This is a genomic window from Nannocystis punicea (assembly GCF_026965555.1).
GTDB classification, from domain to species: Bacteria; Myxococcota_A; Polyangia; order Nannocystales; family Nannocystaceae; genus Nannocystis; species Nannocystis punicea.
Genome location: NZ_CP114040.1, coordinates 5510756 through 5527466, shown reverse-complemented (window position 1 = coordinate 5527466; position 16711 = coordinate 5510756). Strand labels below are relative to the sequence as shown.

Annotated in this window: 9 protein-coding genes; 8 read left to right on the top strand and 1 reads right to left on the bottom strand. The window is 74.0% G+C overall.

Annotation, left to right across the window (positions count from 1 at the left end; translation table 11 throughout):
- Positions 1-52 precede the first annotated feature (52 nt).
- Complete coding sequence (locus O0S08_RS21330; protein WP_269041042.1) at positions 53-2443, top strand: alpha-amylase family glycosyl hydrolase; 2391 nt, start codon at positions 53-55, stop codon at positions 2441-2443.
- Positions 2444-3263: 820 nt separating this feature from the next.
- Here the strand turns inward: O0S08_RS21330 and O0S08_RS21325 are convergent.
- Positions 3264-4430: a hypothetical protein gene (locus O0S08_RS21325; RefSeq protein ID WP_269041041.1), complete on the bottom strand. Its 1167-nt coding sequence runs from the start codon at positions 4428-4430 to the stop codon at positions 3264-3266.
- An 81-nt stretch (positions 4431-4511) separates the two neighbouring features.
- Between O0S08_RS21325 and O0S08_RS21320 the strand changes: the two genes are divergently transcribed.
- From O0S08_RS21320 to O0S08_RS21290, 7 genes are all read left to right on the top strand, one after another.
- The gene (locus O0S08_RS21320) at positions 4512-7046 is read left to right on the top strand and encodes a hypothetical protein (RefSeq protein ID WP_269041040.1); all 2535 of its coding nucleotides are present in this window, start codon (positions 4512-4514) and stop codon (positions 7044-7046) included.
- A gap of 82 nt (positions 7047-7128) precedes the next feature.
- Entirely contained in the window at positions 7129-7884 is a 756-nt protein-coding gene (locus O0S08_RS21315) for a hypothetical protein (RefSeq protein WP_269041039.1), read from the top strand.
- 193 nt (positions 7885-8077) lie between these two features.
- A complete protein-coding gene (locus O0S08_RS21310; protein ID WP_269041038.1) occupies positions 8078-8455 on the top strand; it encodes a hypothetical protein in 378 nt (125 codons plus the stop codon).
- Positions 8456-8475: 20 nt separating this feature from the next.
- Positions 8476-9054, top strand: a complete 579-nt coding sequence (locus O0S08_RS21305) for a hypothetical protein (RefSeq protein ID WP_269041037.1) — start codon at positions 8476-8478, stop codon at positions 9052-9054.
- A gap of 113 nt (positions 9055-9167) precedes the next feature.
- On the top strand, positions 9168-13073 hold the full coding sequence (locus O0S08_RS21300; protein ID WP_269041036.1) for a hypothetical protein: 3906 nt from the start codon (positions 9168-9170) through the stop codon (positions 13071-13073).
- Positions 13074-13631: 558 nt separating this feature from the next.
- Positions 13632-15344 (top strand): lipoxygenase family protein, encoded by a 1713-nt coding sequence (locus tag O0S08_RS21295; protein ID WP_269041035.1) that lies wholly within the window; start codon positions 13632-13634, stop codon positions 15342-15344.
- Positions 15345-15355: 11 nt separating this feature from the next.
- On the top strand, positions 15356-16699 hold the full coding sequence (locus O0S08_RS21290) for a D-arabinono-1,4-lactone oxidase (protein ID WP_269041034.1): 1344 nt from the start codon (positions 15356-15358) through the stop codon (positions 16697-16699).
- Positions 16700-16711 lie beyond the last annotated feature (12 nt).

Sequence of the window (16711 nt, the reverse complement as noted above, 5' to 3'; positions counted from 1 at the left end):
CGCAGCGCGGACGCTGTCTCGTCGCGCGGCGTGTTGCTATGGTCGGCCTCGCATGGAGCGTCCGCTCGTCCGCCTCGTCCCTGCCCTGCTGCTCCTCGGCGCCTGCTCGACAGGGACGCCCACGCCCGGCGAGACCGACGGCACCACCACGGCCGGACTGACGAACAACCCGAGCAGCTTCCCGGGCACCGACGCGGCCTCGACCACCCTGCCCGACCCGACCACCGGCACCACCACCGGCACCACCGCGACCACCGACGAGCCCACCACCGCCGATCCGACCGACGGCGACCCGCTCGCCTGCCCCACCCGCTTCCGCTTCGATCCGCCGACCGGCGCCGAGGCCCCGCGGGTGGCCGGCGAGTGGCACGGCTTTGACCTGGCCTCCGCGACAGGTCTCGAAGGACCTGACCCGAATGGCATGTATCAAGGGACAGTCGATCTCCCGCCCGGTCTGCACGGCTACAAGATCGTCTACACCCAGGGCGGCGCCGACCAGTGGATCCTCGACCCCGGCCAGGGCCGGCGCAAGTACGTCGGCGGGACCGAGAACTCGGCGGTCCTGGTGCCCGACTGTCGCCTCCCCGGCGTCGAGGTCACCGCCTCGCAGGCCGAGCGCCCCGGCCCTGGCGCCGGCGCCTACGCTGCGACGCTGCGCTACGTCGACGGCCTCGCCGGCGCCGGACCTGCGGTGCGCGACTTCAGCTTCACCCTGCGCACCGGCGGCGACACGCGCCCGCTGACCGAGGGCGAGTTCACCGTCGACCCGGCCACCGGCGACATCACCATCAACCTCGCCGATCTGCCCGACGGCAAGCACCGCGTCACGGTCACCGTCGCCTCGGCCGACGGCCACGTCAGCGAGCCGATCCTCCTGCCGTTCTGGATCGAGGTCGAGCCGTTCCGCTGGGAGGACGCGCTCGTCTACATGGTCGTCACCGATCGCTTCCGCGACGGCGAGCCCGGCGACAGCCCTGGCCCGACGCCGATGGCCGATCCGCGCGGCGACTGGGACGGCGGCGATCTCGACGGCCTGCGCCAGGCGATCGCCGACGGCACCCTCGATCAGCTCGGCGTGCGCGCGATCTGGCTGACCCCGTTCCAGACGGGCCCGCAGGCCGCGTTCAAGGCGGCCGACGGCGTCCACTGGGTCACCGGCTACCACGGCTACTGGCCGATCCGCGCCCGCGAGGTCGATCCGCGGCTGGGCGGCGAGGCTGCCCTTTCGGCCATGATCGACGAGGCTCACCGCCACGGGATCCGCGTCCTCCAGGACTACGTCATCAACCACATCCACGCCGAGCACGAGTACATGCAGGCGCACCCGGAGTGGTTCCGCACCGGCTGCGTGTGCGGCACGCCGGGCTGCGACTGGACCGAGAAGGCGCTCGAGTGCATGTTCGCCGACTACCTGCCGGACATCGACCACAGCGTGACCGAGGCCAACGCGCAGTTCGTGGCCGACGCGGCCTGGTGGCTCGACGAGTACGACCTCGACGGCTTGCGCGTCGACGCGGTCAAGCACGTCGAGGAGGCGGCGACGCGCAACCTCGCCGCGGCGGTGCGCGAGGGCTTCGAGCGCGCGGGCACCAAGTACTTCCTGATGGGCGAGACCGCGATGGGCTGGAACGACTGCGCCGACCCGTGCAACGACGAGAACTACGGCACCATCTCGCGCTACATCGGCCCGTTCGGCCTCGACGGCCAGTTCGACTTCGTGCTCTACCACGGGGTCAGCTACCGCACCTTCGCCTGGGGCGACAGCGGGATGCTGCACGCCGACTACTGGGTGCAGCACGGCCTCGACAAGTGGCCGGCGGGGGCAGTGATGACGCCGTACATCGGCAGCCACGACACGCCGCGCTTCGTCAGCCACGCCGACTACCGCGGTCAGGACGGGCAGCACGACAAGGGGGTGCCGGGCAACCAGTGGGACAACACCGCGGTCGCGCCGGACGACCCCGAGCCGTACCGCCGCGCCCGCCTGGCCCTGACGTGGCTCCTGGGCCTGCCGGGCGCGCCCCTCCTCTACTACGGCGACGAGTACGGCCAGTGGGGCGGCGCCGACCCGAACAACCGCCTGATGTGGCGGCCCGAGGACGAGCTGTCGGCCGACGAGCTGGCGACCCTCGAGCACGCGCGCAAGCTCGGCTCGGCTCGCCAGCAGCTGGCGCCGCTGCGTCGCGGCGCCTACGTGCCGCTGTACGCCGACGAGGACACGCTGGTGTTCGGCCGCAAGATCGCCGACGGCGACGCGGCGATCGTCGCGCTGACCCGCGCCGGCGCGCCGCAGATGCTCACGGTCGACGCCGGCCCCGCGCTCGGCTTCGCAGCCGCCACGGAGCTGACCGACGCGCTCGCCGGCGGCAAGGCTACCGTGTCCGCGCTCGGCAAGCTGAGCTTCACGATCCCGGCCGGCGGCTCGCTGGTCTTCGCGCCATGATTTTTTGGACATGTCGATACGGGCATGTCGTCGCGCATCGATATGCCCGCTGGTACGAGCGGGCGATGAGAGAACGCGCAGGCGACCGCACGACGCGACAGACCCTCGCCGACCCGCAGCGATGGTCGCGCGACCGGTGCGCTGGCCCCTCCCACGAGTCCTCGCGGCCACGCCCAGGCGATCGCACGGCGCGACCGGGCCCCGGATGATGCGCCGCGAGGGTCGCGCGGCCGGTGTCCGGGACGCCCTGTCTCCTCAGACAGTTGCTCGGACGTCGTCACGGCTGGGGCGCTTCGAGGCGGCAATTGCCTCGTCCTGCGCAAACTCGGTGCCAGGGCGTCCCGGGCCCCGTCCTTCGGGAGCTCTCTTTGGGCGGTGACGGTCGGCTCCGCCGAGATCCGGGGCCCGCTCGCGCCTGAACCAAGAGACAGGTACGCGGCGAGGCCCGGGGCCGTTCTCGCCTGAACCAAGAGACAGGCACGCGGCGACACCGCGACCCGACGGAGGTCGCTGATTTGTCGCGGGACGTCCTGTCCCCTCCCGCCCTTCGGGAGCTCTCTTGAACGGTGACGGTCGGCTGAGCCGAGATTTCGGGCCCGCTCGCGCCTGAACCAAGAGACAGATACACAGCGAAGGCATGACGCTGCCCCGGAGGCACGGGCGAGCGCACGGCAAGACCGGGCCCCGGAATCGCCTCGTCCGGGGACCGGTCGCTCCTAAATCAAGAGACAGATACGCAGCGAGGCCATGACTCATGCCCCGGAGGTCTCATCATGTCCCGAGAGACATGTCCGACAGGCCAAACAACCTCGGCGTCGTCTCACCCGCCGCAGCCCTCGCGCAGCGCCGCTTGCACCTTCGTCGACGGCCGGCGCTGCGCCTCTGCGCGGGCCTCGCTCGCGCGGCCGAGGGCGCACAGCGCCCGCACGCGGACCTCGGCGCGGAGTTCGGCCATCTGGCTGTGCGGGTAGTCGCGCGCGTGCTGGTCGGCGTAGGCCAGCGCCTGGGCCGGCGACGACTTGAGGGCCTTGCGGGCCGCGCCGAGCATCTCGAGCTCGACGATCACGTTGCCGGGGTCGTTCGCCGCCGCCTCCGCCTCGCGCCGGGCCTGCGCCTCCTTCTTCGCGTTCACCCCGCCGCTCGGGCCTCGCCCGCCCCGCTTGCGCACCACCACATGGCGGCCGGAACCTGTCCCTTTCACCATGTCCTTTGGTTCACCGATCAGCGGCGGTGCCTCGATCGTCGGCGCCGGGGTCGGCACCGCCGCCTCGTGCAGGGGCGGCCGCTCGCTGGCCGTCGCCGCGGCCGCGGGCGCCAGCGCGGGCTCGGGCGCCGGCACGGGAGCGCGCGGGCGCAGGGCCACCAGCACCGCCACCGCCAGGATTGCCACCGCCGCGATCGCGGCCCGCGGGATCCCCGGCTCGCCTGCCTCTTCGGACATGCCCAGAAGTTCAGCCAGCGCCTGGGCCCGCCAGCCCGGCGGCGCGCGGTCGACCATCAGGCACTCGGCCAGCACCGGCGCAGGTCCGCCGGCGGCCGCCACCGCGGGGTCGGCCGCGAACGCGCGCCGGAGGCCGACGATGAGCGCCTGGCCGGCCGCCGGCGGCGCGCCGATGGCCTGGGCCAGCTGGATCGCGTCGAAGCCGCCCAGCTCCGCCAGCGCGAACACGGCCCGCTCGTCGGCGGTGCGGCGGGCGAGGAAGCCGAGCAGCGCCGCCTCTCCGGTCGCGCGCGGGCCGGGCGGCACCTCCGACGCCCGCGCCCGCGCCAGCGCGCGCATCAGCGCCGCCCAGCCGGTCGCGCTGTCCTCCGGGACAGCCGCGGCCACCGTCCGAAAACACCACGTCACGGCTGCGTCGCGATCGTGGTCGTCGATGCCGAGCCAGCGCGCCGCCGTGCGCAGCCGCTCCGCGTGGCGGTCATGCAGCCGCCGCAGCGCGTCGGTCGAGCCTGGGGGGGCGCGACCTGGATCCGGGCCCGAGGCCATGGTCGGCGCGATCCTACCTGACTGCTCGCAGCGCGGGGTGCTGGCTTGTGCGGCGAGCCCGTGCCACAGTGCTGAGCCTCCGTGCCCGCTCGGCTTCGGTTCGTCCCGCTCTTCCTGGCCACGGCCCTCGGCTGCGGCCTGCACTTGCACCGTCCGCGCGACGCCGCCACGGCCGAGGGCGCCGACGGCGAGCTCAAGGCTTCGCGCCTGGTCGACGGCTTCAGCGAGGAGCTGGCGCAGTCGCAGGCGATGCTGACGGACGAGGTCGCCGCCGCCCAGGCCTGGGCCGAGGTCGGGCGCAACCGCGATCTCCTCGACATCCTCGGCGCCCGCGGCGAGGCCGATCCCGAGGTTCAGGTCCTCTACTTCACGCGCTGCCGCGCGCGCTTCAAGGGTGACGGCTGGACCACCCTCTGCAGCAAGATCTCGACCCGCCTGCACGCCCTCGTCGGCCACGCCTTCCCGCTCGGCGACCCGCCCGCGCCGGTCACCGGCAAGGGCAAGTCGCCGCCGCCTCCCGCCCCCGATCCGGCCGCCGACCTCCTGCGCGAGCTGCGGACTCTCCAGCGCCACTGGAAGGGCCCTGACAGCGGCGAGAGTCGGCTGGCCCGCGCCGTCAACGAGCACCAGATGGCCGCGCGCGCCCTCCACCTCGGCCCGGCCGACGCCGCCGGCCCCGGTTGCCCGGCCTTCCTGCGCCCGGGCAGCTCACCTGTCCTTCAGGCCAGCGTCGACCGTCAGCGCCGGCTGTGCATGGACCGCCGCGACAACCTCGCCACCCTGCGCGAGCGCGTGGTCTGCAACGGCCCCGCGTGCGGCCCGAGCGAGCTCGGGGCCACCATCGATCAGCTGCTCGCCGTCCACGACGCCCTGCAGCAGCACCACGAGGAGCTGTCGCGCCGCCTGTTCGCCTACGAGGCCGCCAAGCAGCCCTGCTCCGCCCCCGAGCCGCCGAGCAAGGGCAAGACCGAGCTCACCCCGAAGCCCCGGCCCGCGACCCCGAAGCAGCCGCCGGCCGCGAACATCCGCCCCGAGCCGACCAAGTCCGGCACCCCCGCGCTCTCGACCCCGCCCGAGCAGCCGAAGCAGCCCGAGGCCCCGCGCCCCGCCTCCGTCGCCTCGCGGTCCGTCCACCGCGACCCCGGCCGGGCGTCGCTCGCCGCGGCCCCCGCCGACCTGTCTCTTCGGACCGGTCCCGAAGCACCTGTCGCCTCGGCCGTGTCCCTGGCGACATCCTCGCCTGTCCCCGGCGCCCTGTCTCTCCAGGCCGGTCCCGACGCACCTGTAGCGGCGGCCATGCCTCGAGAGACACCCGACCACCTGTCTCTGGGGACAGGTCCCGATGCACCTGTCGCCACAGCCATGTCCGATGGCGCAGGTCTCTCCAGACCTGTCCTTTTCGACCTGTCCTTCCAGCCAGCCGCCCACGCCGTCTTCCCGGGCGCCGGCCTGCTCGGAGGGCTCGCGCTCGCCCCGGCGACCCCCGCCACGCGACCGGTGACCTCCGCGAACCCGACCACCTCGCCCGGCGCCGGCCCGACCCCGACTGCCTCCACTCCGGCGAGCGCGCCGACCCCCTCGCCCGGCGCCGCAGCCCCGACCACCCCGATCGGCACCGGCGCCGCGGCCTCGACCTCCGCCCCCACCTCGACCTCCGCCCCCACCTCGACCTCCGCCCCCACCTCGACCTCCGCCCCCACCTCGACCTCCGCCCCCACGACGACGCCCGGCACGGCCGCCGAGCCCCCCGCCACTCCGAGCTTCACCCCGACCCCGGACGGCGTCGTCTTCACCCCCGGCCGCGAGGTCTGCGACGAGGGCGTCCTGCAGGACCGGTTCGCGGCCCTGGCCGACGTCCCGATCCCGGCGATCCTCACCACCTACGATCTGCGGCCCCTGGCCGAGCTCGGGCGCTGGTACCAGCTCGCCGAGCAGCTGGCCGCGGTCGACGCCCTGATCGAGTCGCGGCAGATCCGGGCCCGCCGCAAGGCCGCGGCCGACAACGATCCTGCCGCCGCCAAGGCGCTGGCCGGCGCCCCGCGGTTCGCCCGCGTCGTCCACACCACCATCGTCGGCATCGACCGCCTGCAGCAGACGGTCGACACCCTCGAGCTCGCGGTCCTCGCCCTGATCCGCGAGACCCTGCGCGTCGAGCACGACGCCCTGGTGGCCGCCATCGGCCACGGGGAGCGCCGGCTCCGGCTCGCGCGCGCCAAGCTGGTCGCCCAGCTCGACGAGGCGGTCCTGCTCATGGAGGCCGAGGCCAGCCTGATCAAGCTCGAGCGCGCTGGCTGCCCCCTGCAGGCGCTCCTGTCGGCCTACGAGGCCGGCAAGTGCCGCGACGAACTGACGAAAACGCTCACCGCCTTCGGCAACGCCTGGACGCTCGGCCGCGCCAACCAGAAGCGGGCCGACGCGCTCGACCTCGGCGTCCGCCACGACGCCAGCATCGTCCGCTCGCGCGCCGCCATGGCCCTGCGCCAGGTCTACCTCGCGGCCGGCGTCACCGAGCTGGTCAAGTTCACCAGGGGCGGCATGGCCCCCGAGGCCCTCGCCCAGCTCATCGTCTCGACCGTCGGCTTCGGCGTGCTCGCCGGCGCCGTCCTTGCCCAGTGATCGCCATGTCCCATCGCGCATGGACCTTCGGACCTGTCCTTTTCGCCCTGTCTCTCGCGCCAGGCTGCGCTCGGTGACCGCCATGTCCCATCGCGCATGGACCTTCGGACCTGTCCTTTTCGCCCTGTCTCTCACGCCAGGCTGCGCCCAGCGCGAGATGCGGGCCCAGGCCGCGGTGCTGGCCGAGGCCGGCGGGCGGCTCGAGCGCGAGACCGCCGAATTCGCGGCCGCGCGCGCCGCGGTGGCCCAGCTGCGCCAGCGCAACCTGGTCGAGCGCCAGCAGCAGATCGCCGAGCAGGGCCAGTACAACGCCCGCACGATCAACTTCTGGAAGATCGCCAGCGATCCCGAGCGCACCCGGCAGCTCGCGCTGTTCGACGCCCTCGTCGCCGCCACCACCGCCGCCGGCGCGGTGCAAGATCGCTCGTTCGAGTGGGAAGAGTCGGTGCTCGCGCGCACCCACGCCCTCACCATCGACCGCGCCGCGCTGCACCGCTTCGTCCAGCAGCTGCTCATCCTCGCCAGCCCGCCGCGCTTCCTCGACGGCGCGCGGTTTTACGTCGAGTACGGCGCGATCGTCGGCCAGCAGGTCGACGCCGGGCTCAAGGAAGTCCGCGCCACCGTCGGCGCCGCCACGGCCAACGGCGGCAGCTCGGGCGGCGGAAGCAGCGGCGGCGACGGGAACGGCGTCACCGGTCCGGGAGGCATCACGAACCCGGACGTCGACGAGCCGAGCGATCCGACCACGCCGCCGACGCGCGGGCCCGACGAGCGGCGCCCGCCCGACTCGCACCGCGACCCCGGCAACCCTCCGAGCCCGAACCCGACCCCGCCGTGACACTCGCCGCGCGCGTGTCGCGATCGCGCCGTGTTTCGCCCACCTGGCGCCGCCACGGCGAGTTGCGTAGTGTTTCGGGGTGGCGGACAAACGGCAGCGCAAGCGGCCTGCGAGGCGCGCGAAGCCCGGCGAGCCCGCCGCCGCGCCGTGCCCCGCCCAGCCACTCTCCCGCCCTCCGCCCCCGAACCTCGGCATGAGCAACAAACACGAACTCCTCGAAGACCTGTCGCAGGCGCTCGCGCGGCTGACCGAGGCCAGCGAGCGCATGCGACAGCGGCTCGACCAGGTCGATCCCTACGAGCAACCCGCCCGCTGGAGCGCCATCAACGACCAGATCCGCGGCCTCGACGAGCGGATCAGCGTCCTCCGCGACGAGCACCAGCGCGTCAGCCTCGTCGTCGTCGAGCTCCTGCCGCTCACGGTCTACGAGCTCGAGAGCCTGCGCCAGGCGATCGCCGGCCTGTCGGGCATCGTCCGCGCCGTGGGCACCTCCGCCGCCGTCGCCGAGGCCGCGAGCAAGCTCGCCGTGGTCGCCAGCGACCTGGTCAAAAAGTCCTTGCCCAAGGGCTAGGTCACTCGCGCGGGCCGGCGATGTCGTCCTCGTCGCAGCCCTCCGCCCTCGCGCCGCGTCGCGCCCTGGCCCGCGTCCCCGCGGTGCTCGAGTTCACGGTCACCGCCGACCCTGTCGCCGTCGAGCAGCGCTTCCTCGACTCGCCCGAGGTCGCTCTGTTGCAGGCGCACACCGGCCACGGCGAGGACCCCGGCTACGCGCTCGAGCGCGGCCCGCAGGGCTTCTACCTCACCGCCGATCCAGGCGCCTGGCGGCCCGGCACGCGGGCGATCTGCGAGGTCGCCCTCACCCCGCGGGAAGGCGGCGCCCACGTCGTCGTCCGCTTCCGCCTCCACCCGCTCACGCGCACCGCGTTCGCGTACATCATCGCGCTCGGCCTGGCGATGGCAGGCTTTCAGCTGGCGATCGCCGGACCTGTCGTGGCCGCCACCTTGCTGGTCCCGTTCCTCATCGTCGTCGGTCTGCTCGCCGCCGATCGCAGCAGCCTGCGGCGCCAGCAGCGAGCGCTGCGGATGCTCGTCGAGGCGACGCTGACCCCGATCGCCGTCCCGCACGAACGGGCCCGTGCGGCCCCGTTTCGCCGCGACACGGGCGATTGAGCGCGTACGCCGCGGACCTGCGTCGCCGTGTTCCGGCACTTCGGGTCGCCGGCGCCGCCGCGTGATGGACCGGCTCCCTGCCCAAGCTCCGCCAGATCCGATACACCCGAGGCATGGCAGGCCTCGACGATCAGGTCCCCGGCTATCGCCGACCGCACGAGGGCCCTCGCGCCGTCGGTGCGAGCGACGTCCCCCGCGAGGCGCTCGGCCGGGTCGAGCTCCCGGTCGTCGGTCCCCTCGACCTCGAGCTCGCGCTCGGCGCTCCGCTGCGCCTCGCGCTCGACGCCGAGGTCCTCGAGATCGACCCCGGCAGCGCCTTGCTGGCGCGCCTCCCCGACCTGCCCACCGTCGAGCTGCGGCGGACCCGGCTCGACCTGGTCTTCGGGACAGTCACCGCCGAGGCCGACGCCATCGGCCCGTTCCTCCTCGCCGCCGCCGGCGTCGCCCTCCGGATCGCCCTCCGTCGCGGCTTCGGCTGGCACCCCGGCCGCAGCCTCGTCGACTACCTCGCGCAGAACCTGCCCGCCGATCCGGGGACCCGCGCCCGCCGCGTGTTCTCCGGCCCGCTCGGCGCCAGCGCCTGGCTGCCCGCCGACGCTCGCCTGGTCGCCGAGCTGCGCGGCGATCGGCTCGAGCTCGGCCTGAGCCGGCCCGCCCTCCTGCGGGTCCTCGGCCTCGCCGTGCCGATCCTCGCCGTCCGCCTGCTGTTCGGCCCGGCCCGCCTCGAGATCGACCCCGGCCCGACCGGACCTGTCCGCCGGGCCATCCTCCGCTTCGCCGCCTGGCTCGCCTCTCGCTGGCTGCGCGGCCGCCTGCCCGCCGCCGTCAACATCCCCGGCTACGACCTGTTCGCCGACGAGCAGCGGCGCGCCCGCCTGGCCGACTTCGTCCGCCGCCTCCGCGGCCAGAAGCGCCCGCGCCGGACCCGCAAGGGGACGGCCGGCCAGGCCGCAGGGACAGGTCCCAACGGACAGGTCCCTTCGGACACGCTCTCCGAGACAGGCCCCAACGGACATGCCCCTGCGGACACCTTTACCGGTCCCGGAGGACATGCCCCCGAGCACCTGTCCCAGGCGCCAGCCTCCGGCCTGCGCGCGCGCCTCGCCGGCGTCGTCCCGCGCGAGCTCCACGCCGGCCACCCGCCGCCCGGCGCCCGGGTGCTGGCCCGGATCCCGCTCGGCGCCCGCGGCGAGCTGGCCCTGCTCGGCGACCGCGAGCTGGTGCTCACCCGCGCGGCCGGCGGCGTCCGCTTCGAGGCCCCCGGCGGCCTGTCGGTGCACGCCGACGAGCTGCCCGAGCTGGCCGAGCTGCGGCTGGTCCGCGCGCTCCTGGTCGGCGCCGCCCCCGGCGCGCCCGGCGTCGAGCCGCGGGTCCGCCTCGAGATCCAGACCGACCCACCGCTCGGCCCGCTGATGCGCGCCCTGCTCCGCCGCGTCGTCGACGCCCGCGTGATCCCCCGGCTCTCGCCCGCGCTCCTGGCCCGCCTCGGCCTCGTCGGCGAGCGCGACGCCGACGAGCTGCTCCTCCTCGATCAGCCGTTCAACCCGCGCACCGGCGTCCGCCTCACCGCCGACGCCGACGCCGAGGTCCGCGTCCGCCACACGAGCGACGCCCTGGTCGTCGAGGCCCCGACCGGCGTGCGCCTGCGCTTCCAGGGCCTGCCGGTCCTGCCCGACGCCGACATCCACAGGCTCGAGTACCGCTGGCACGACGGCAGCGTCGTCGCCGACGCCACCCCCGAGCTGGGCGAGTTCGGCGAGCTCGCCCTCGCCCAGCTGATCCGGGTCCGCGCCGCACCTGTCCTTCCGGCCATCCTCGGCGTGCGCCGCGACGGCGGCCCGACCCTCGACCCCGAGCTCGAGCAGCAGCTGTCCGCCGTGGCCGCCAGCGTCCCCGTCCCGGTGGTCGGCGCGCTCGACGTCCGCTTCGACCCCGCCGACGTCCTGGCCGTCCGCCTCGGCCCCGCCGACCTCCGCCTCACCAGCGCGCGCAAGCTCGCCGTCGTCGCCCCCGAGCTCGGCCTCGTCCTGCGCGTCGCCGCCGTCGAGCACGACATCGCCGCGGTCGCCCTGCGCGCCGACAGCGACCCGCCGCTGGGCGACTACCTGTCCCGGCTGGCCGCCCGCTGCGTCGAGCAGTTCGGCCTCGTCCGCCTGCGCCCGCACCTCCCGCTGGCCCCGCAGCAGCTGCCCGAAGAGCCATGGCCTTTGACGCAGGTCCCCAAGGACAGCTCGAAGCGCGTCCGCGTCCGCCTCGAGCTGCCCGCCGGCGCCGGCCTGCGGCTCGAGCGGCGCCCGGACGCCCTCGAGCTCGGCGCCGACGCTCCGCTGCAGATCGTCTCCGAGGGCACCGACCTGCTGGCCGAGCTCGCGGTCGACGGCGTCGTCTACCGCCCCGGCACTGGCGCGCTCGAGCTGCGCAGCCACCCGCCCGCCGGCCCGCTGGTGCACGAGGTCCTGCGCCGGCTGTTCGCCCGCTTCGTGCCCGAGAAGCCGCTCGCCGAAGCGCTGCGCCGGCTCGCCCTGCCGGCGGCGGCCCCGCTCCCGCCGCCGCTGCCGGCCCCGCCCGGCCTCGTCGTGTGGGAGCAGACCTTCGGTTCGTTCGGCGCAGTGCGCGTCAGCGCCGACGCCTCCCGCACCGTCGACCTCTCGCTGAGCCGCGGCGGCGCCCACATCAGCTTCGGCAAGGGCGCCACCGTCCGCGTCCTCGGCCTCGGCCTGCACATCACAGTGCGCACCGTCGACCTCACCTTCCTGCCGTGGACGCTCGAGATCGACGCCTCCCCGCCGGCCGGCGAGCTCGCGCAGCACCTGCTCAGCCACGCCATGCGGACCCTGTTCGCCGCGTTCATGCGCCACTTCTGGCCCAGCGATCGCTCGCCGCGGGCCGGCCACGACATCCTGCTGGCGCTCGGCCGCGGCAAGCCGTGGGGCCCGCTGAAGATCTGCGTGGCGAAGGGCGGCTCGATCGACCTCCACCTCGACAACGACGGCCTGTCCCTTCGGTCAGCCGCCGGCCTGTTCGTCACCGGCGAGGCGCTCGACTGGCTGCCCGACTTCTACCTCCACGAGCTCAGCCTGCGCTCGCGCGACGCCGCGGTGAAGCTGACGATCAGCGGGATCGCCGAGGAGCACTACCACGAGGCCGCCGCGGTCAGCCCCGTCACCGAGGCCGTCCTCTCGCACCTCTACAAGGTGCTCGCCGCGCCGAAGCTGCCGGCGGTGTGGGCCCAGCGGCTCGGCCTGCCGCGCCCGCCGATGCCGGCCGCCCCGCCGCACGACCCCGCGCGGATCGCAGTGTTCGGCGCCCGCCTGCCCGGCGACTACGGCGAGTTCACCCTGCTGATGGATCCGGCCGACACCGTCACCCTGACCGCCAACGAGGTCGAGGCGACCGTCGAGAGCGAGCGCGGCCTGTCGGCGCGGATGCCGGGCCTGCGCCTGGCGATCCAGCTCCGCGGCGCCCGCTATCACCTGCAGTCCGGCGAGGTCCAGGTCGGCGGCCTCGGCCAGCTCGAGAACGCTCTGGTCGAGGCCATCATCCGCCGCCAGATCGGCGACGTCGGTGACGCGAGCGCCTCCGGCGTGCGCGGCGTGCTCGACCGCTTCCCCGTCGACGAGCGCGGCCGCCTGGTCCTGTTCCACCACACGCTGGTCGACGTCTTGCTGCTGCCCGGCACCAGCGTGCGCCTGCGCGTCGACGACCGCGGCCTGCGGATCGGCGCCGAACCTGCCCTGGTCATCGACGGCCCCGCGCGCCTCAACTTCCTCGTCTGCGGCCTGCGCTACAGCTTCGGCGACGCCCGCTTCACCATCGACTTCGAGGGCGACACCGTCGTCGCCGAGCTGTTCGAGAAGATCGTCGACGCCCGCGCCGAGAAGCGGCTCAACGACCAGCTGCTCCCGCTCCTCCCGGCCGCCATGCGCACCCCCGGCTACCGCCTCAGCACCGACCCACAGGTCCGCGCCAACGTCGCCGCCCTGATCCGCTCGTTCACCCGCCGCCGGCGCACTTCATGACATGTCCCGGAGTGCATGCGCGAAAGGGCATGTCTTGGATGACATGTCAGGAAGCACATGCCCGATGAAGCCTATCCTGAAGGACATACGCGAGGCCTTGCGCGCCGGTCGTGTCCGCTTCAGCGCATGAACGAGCTCGCGGCGCGGGTCATGTTCTGTGAGCGCGGCCGGCAACCGCTCGGAGATCTGCGGGCGGCGGACGAAGAGCTGTGGGTGCGCTGCTGGGCGAGGCGCGCTCTCTGGGCGCGACGCTTCGCCGCGGCCGCGACGCCGCCCGCGCAGTCGCGCGTCGCGCGTCGCGGAACGCCGTCACGACGGCCTCGTACATGCCCCGAGAGACAGCCTCCTCGATACCTGTCCTCGAGGTCATGGATGATTGCGCCCACCCACGCGTGACCTGGCCCGGGGGCGTCAGGACGCGCTTTGGCCCCATGCAGTGTCTGCCGCGGCGACCCTCGCCCGCGAAACCCGAGCCGACGGCCCCGCGGCCGAATCGCCTGTCTCTGGGGACAGGTGCTCCGCGCCCCCGCCTGGATCGCCGTGCTACGGTCGAGCTCGATGAAGCCCGACCCGTCGCCGACGTTGCCGCAGCACGCACCCGATCCGGTCGCGCGGCGTCGGGCCCTGAGCCTCGCCCGCGAGCGCTACACCTACGCGCGCAGCGAGGACAACCCGCTGGCGCCGATCGCAGTCGCCGGCGAGTTCCCGCTCAGCGAGCTCTACGGGCCGCGCTGGGCCCTGCCCTACCTCCCGCACCTGCTGCGCTCCGTCGCCGACGCCCAGGGCAAGAAGCTGTGGTACCGCCTGCGCGGCGTCCTCGGCGGCGTCGACAAGCTCGAGGTGTTTCGCGGGCTCTTCAGCGATCGGCTCGGCCTGCGCGCCCCCCCGGCGGTCACCGAGCACCAGCGCGACGGCCTGTTCGCGCGCAACCGCATCGACGGCCCCAACCCGCTGCTGCTCGCGCGGGTGCGCGACCTCGACGACCTGCGCGCGCGCTTGCCGGTGAGCGACGCCCAGCTCGGGCGCGTGCTCGGCCCCGGCGCCACCCTGGCGGCCGAGCACGCCGCCGGCAACCTCTTCGTCGCCGACTTCGAGCTGCTGGCGCGCAGCCTCTCGCCGGGCGGCGCCGCCGGTCGCGACTCGCGCTGGCGCGGCAAGTACCTGCCGGCCCCGATCGCCCTGTTCTGCCAGCGGCCCGGCCTCGATCCGGACTGCGACCTCGTGCCGGCGGCGATCCGCGTCGATCAGCCCGGCGCCGCCGATCCCAACCCGCTCTACCTGCGCGACGGCAGCGATCGCTGGGCCCTGGCCAAGACCTACGTCGAGATCGCCGAGTTCAACCTGCAGGCGCTGTCGAGCCACATCTACCGCCACCACTACGTCGCCGAGCCGTTCGCGGTCAGCTCGCGCCGGCAGCTGGCGCCCTCGCACCCGATCCACGTGCTGCTGCGGCCGCACACCCAGCACACCATGGCCGTCAACCGGGCCGCCTTCAACCTGCTCAAAAAGCCAGGCGGCCTGTTCGCCACCCTCTACGCCGGCGAGCTGTGCGACACCCGCAACATCATGCGTCGCAGCTACGAGCGCTGGTCGGTGCGCGAGCAGGAGCTCGAGGCCGATCTGGCCGCGCGCGGCGTGAGCGACGACCCGCGCGAGTACCCGTGGCGAGACGACGCCCGCCTGTGGACCCCCGTGCTCCGCCGCTTCGTCGCCGACTACGTCGCCCTCTACTACGGTGACGACGCGGCCGTGCGCGCCGACGCCGAGCTGCAGGCCTTCGTCGCCGAGCTGCAGGCCGACGACGGCGGGCGCCTGCGCGGCCTGCTGTCGGCATCCGGCCTCGATAGCCGCGACGTACTCGTCGACCTGCTCGCGCAATTCCTGTTCATCGCCGGCCCCGGCCACGCGGCAGTCCACTTCCCGCAGACCGACCACTTCACCTACGTACCCGCGTTCCCCGGCGCGGCCTACCGCCCGCCCCCGCGCGAGGACGAGGTCGTCGACGCCGCCCGGATCGCCGCCACCCTGCCGCCGCTGCACGTCGGCGCCGAACAGTTCCAGAACAACCAGATCGCGTTCTACCGCTTCGATCGCTTCGGCGACTACACCCACTACGAGCTCGGTCGCGTCCCCGCGGCCCGCCCGCTGCTCGCGAGGCTGCACGCGGACCTCGACGCGGTCGAGCGAGAGATCGAGCGTCGCAACCGCGAGCGGCCGCGACCCTACCCGTACCTGCTGCCGCGGCTGGTCCCGAACAGCATCAACATCTGACGAGCAAACCAGTGCAGCTGATCCCGCAGTACAAGTGGCGCAACTGGAACGACAACCTCGCCTGCACGGCCGACCTCTACCGCCCGCGCGGCCTGCACGAGCTGCGCGAGGCGGTGCGTCAGGCCGGTCGCAAGGGGCGGATCCGTCCGCTCGGCAATTCGTGCTCGTGGAGCCCGCTGGTGCCCACCCGCGGCAGCCTCATCGATCTCGGCCAGCTGCGAGGCATGCACGAGACGAGCTACGACGGCGCCCCCGCGATCCGCGTCGAGGCCGGCGCGACGGTGCGTGACCTGGTCCAGTTCACGCAGGCCCGCGGCCTCACCCTGATCACTCCGACCATCTTCCAGGACATCTCGGTCGGCGGCGCGATCGCGGTGGCCGCTCACGGCACCGGCCTGCGCACGTCGACGATGTCCGACGAGGTCGTGGCCATGACCCTGGTCGACGCCCGCGGCGAGGTGCACCACCTGAGCGCCGCCGACGGCCCGCTGTTCGACGCGGCCCGCTGCTCGCTCGGCGCCCTCGGGGTGGTCCACGACGTGACGATGCGCTGCTGGCCCGAGTTCCACCTCCACGTCGAGGACCGCATGATCGCGGTCGACGACGTCCTCGGCGGCCTGCCCGACCTGCTCGCGACCTACGAATTCGTCGAGCTCTACTGGTTCCCGTTCACCGAGACGATGTGGTGCAAGCTGATGCGCCGCACCGAGGAGCCCGACGCCGGCGCGACGCTGGCCGACCGACTCAAGTTCGCCTTCACCTACGCCTGCACGTTCGCCTCGTGCAACGGAGTGCTGCCGCTGCTCGGCCGCGTGGCCCCCGAGCTCACGCCCGCGTTCATGCAGCTGGCCCCGCGCCTGTCGATGACCCCGGGCTGCGCGGTGGCCCCGGCGTCGCGCGCGTTCCACTACCAGCGCGCCTACCCGCGCTGTTGGGACATGTCGTACGGGGTGCCGCTGGCCGACGCGGAGCCGGCCTGGCGCCGCACGATCGGCCTCATCGAACACCTGGCCCGCGCGGCCAGCTTCCCGGTCAACATGGTGGTGCACGCCCGCTTCATCGGCCCCAGCGCGGCGCTGCTGGCCCCGGCGCACGGCCGGGCGATCTGCGACCTCGAGGTGGTGACGACCCGCTCGGCCCGCGACGCGGACGTGTTCTACGAGCAGTGGAGCGCAGAGATGCTGGCGATCGCCGGCGCGCGCCCGCATTGGGGCAAGTACCTGCTGCACCCGCGCGCGGTCCGCGAGCGCTACCCGCAGATGGACGCCTTTCTCGCCCACCGCGCCGCCCTCGATCCGCGCGGGCTGTTCCTCAACGACTGGCTCGAAGACGCGGTGTTCCAGCTGCGGCCCTGATAATGTTCTTTT

What these genes read in the sequence shown, in the direction of transcription:
- O0S08_RS21310 (WP_269041038.1), top strand. Translation starts at nt 8,078, where the DNA reads ATGAGCAACAAACACGAACTCCTCGAAGACCTGTCGCAGGCGCTCGCG.
- O0S08_RS21325 (WP_269041041.1), bottom strand. Translation starts at nt 4,430, where the DNA reads ATGGCCTCGGGCCCGGATCCAGGTCGCGCCCCCCCAGGCTCGACCGAC.
- O0S08_RS21315 (WP_269041039.1), top strand. Translation starts at nt 7,129, where the DNA reads ATGTCCCATCGCGCATGGACCTTCGGACCTGTCCTTTTCGCCCTGTCT.
- O0S08_RS21300 (WP_269041036.1), top strand. Translation starts at nt 9,168, where the DNA reads ATGGCAGGCCTCGACGATCAGGTCCCCGGCTATCGCCGACCGCACGAG.
- O0S08_RS21305 (WP_269041037.1), top strand. Translation starts at nt 8,476, where the DNA reads ATGTCGTCCTCGTCGCAGCCCTCCGCCCTCGCGCCGCGTCGCGCCCTG.
- O0S08_RS21330 (WP_269041042.1), top strand. Translation starts at nt 53, where the DNA reads ATGGAGCGTCCGCTCGTCCGCCTCGTCCCTGCCCTGCTGCTCCTCGGC.
- O0S08_RS21295 (WP_269041035.1), top strand. Translation starts at nt 13,632, where the DNA reads ATGAAGCCCGACCCGTCGCCGACGTTGCCGCAGCACGCACCCGATCCG.